Origin of the sequence: Actinoplanes sp. NPDC051633 (assembly GCF_040681735.1) — a bacterium.
In the GTDB taxonomy this organism is placed as follows: Bacteria; Actinomycetota; Actinomycetes; order Mycobacteriales; family Micromonosporaceae; genus Actinoplanes.
Genome location: NZ_JBFAZH010001658.1, coordinates 1 through 1,314 on the forward strand (window position 1 = coordinate 1; position 1,314 = coordinate 1,314).

At 66.3% G+C, this 1,314-nt stretch carries 2 protein-coding genes; one reads left to right on the top strand and one right to left on the bottom strand.

From position 1 onward, the window contains the following. Nucleotides 1–653: metalloregulator ArsR/SmtB family transcription factor (locus AB0M20_RS44045; RefSeq protein WP_364307502.1), on the top strand; the 653-nt coding region annotated here is incomplete at its 5' end. A gap of 62 nt (nt 654–715) precedes the next feature. On the opposite strand, the gene AB0M20_RS44050 is transcribed toward AB0M20_RS44045, so the two are convergent. Continuing rightward, on the bottom strand, nt 716–1,314 hold a 599-nt coding region (locus AB0M20_RS44050), incomplete at its 5' end, for a DUF899 family protein (RefSeq protein WP_364307504.1).

Consider the following 1,314-nt stretch of genomic DNA (forward strand, 5'->3'; position numbering starts at 1 on the left):
TGGAGCCGCACCTTGCCGAGAGCATCGCGCAAGCGGGCCGACTCATGTGGTCAGGAGGGTTGTACGCCTTCGTCGACACGCTCGGGCCTCGGGTGCGCGCCTCTCCGTCGCGTCGTCGGTTCGACGTCGAGATGAGCTGCGCGCCGCAATGGGGATCAGCCGCCGGACAAGGCGATGCCGACTTCGTCGTCACCGAAACCTTCACGTTCACGCCGAGTGTCTTCTCGTGGCCGCACATCTGGTACAGCGTCGAGGACTCGTGGCCGGTCGGCATGACCTTTCACACGCCGTTCGTGATGACCAGCGTCGCACCTCGGGTTCCGCCGGCTGACCTGGTACGCATTCTGCGAGCGTGTGGCGACGACGTGCGTCTGCGAGCGCTCCGCTGGATCGCCGAACGGCCGCGCAGTACCCAGGAACTGGCACCCCTTGTCGGCCTGACGGAGTCGACGCTGTCGAAGCACCTACGTCAGCTCACCGAATCGGGCGTGGTCCGTCCCCGGCGCGACGGCCACTACGTGCTGTACGAGCTACGCCGCGACCGCCTTGAGTCCTTGGGTGAAAGCCTGCTCGACTACCTCGCCGTACCAGGCGAGAGAACCGCACATCCGTCAGCCGGGCCGGCCGCCAAGGACCATCGGCATCTCGGATGAGAGTCCTCCCAGTCCATTCCCGACACGTGACTGGGAGGACCCCGCAACCCTGTTCGTGATCCTCAGGTCAGATCATCGGAGCGGCCGGCGTCGATGCGGGACCACTGGGCGATGGGGCGCCCGTTCGTTCGCCAGACCTCAGGATTCCTGGCATTGCCCCACGGCTGGGGCCAGCCGTCGGGCGAGTCCTCCCACGTCTCCTGCCGTCCGTAGACGGTCATGTCCAGCAACCCGTGGGTGGGCGCCATGACCTCGACGCCGCGACCGCCGGTGTAGTAGGTCTCGAACACCCGATCGCCGTCGCGGACGTAGCAGACGAGGTGGTGGCGCTGCCAATCACGACCCTCGAGCAGCTGCGCCGCGGTCTTCTCAACCGAGTACCACGGCATCTCCAAGCCCAGGAAGTCTCGATACCGGATGCTCTCCTCGTAAGGGCCCTTACAGAGCGCGGCGTACGTGGCGTCGCGGGAATGGACGTAGGACAATTCGCGGACCTGGCTGTTGAAGAACGTGCAGCCCTCACATTGCTCCGCGGCGGGCCGTCCGGGCCACCAGGCGTGAAAGTACCCGATCAGCTGCCTGCGGCCTTCGAAGACGTCGAGAATCGTCGTCGGTCCGGCCGGACCGATGACCTCGATGGTGGCGTCCACCTCCGCCATCG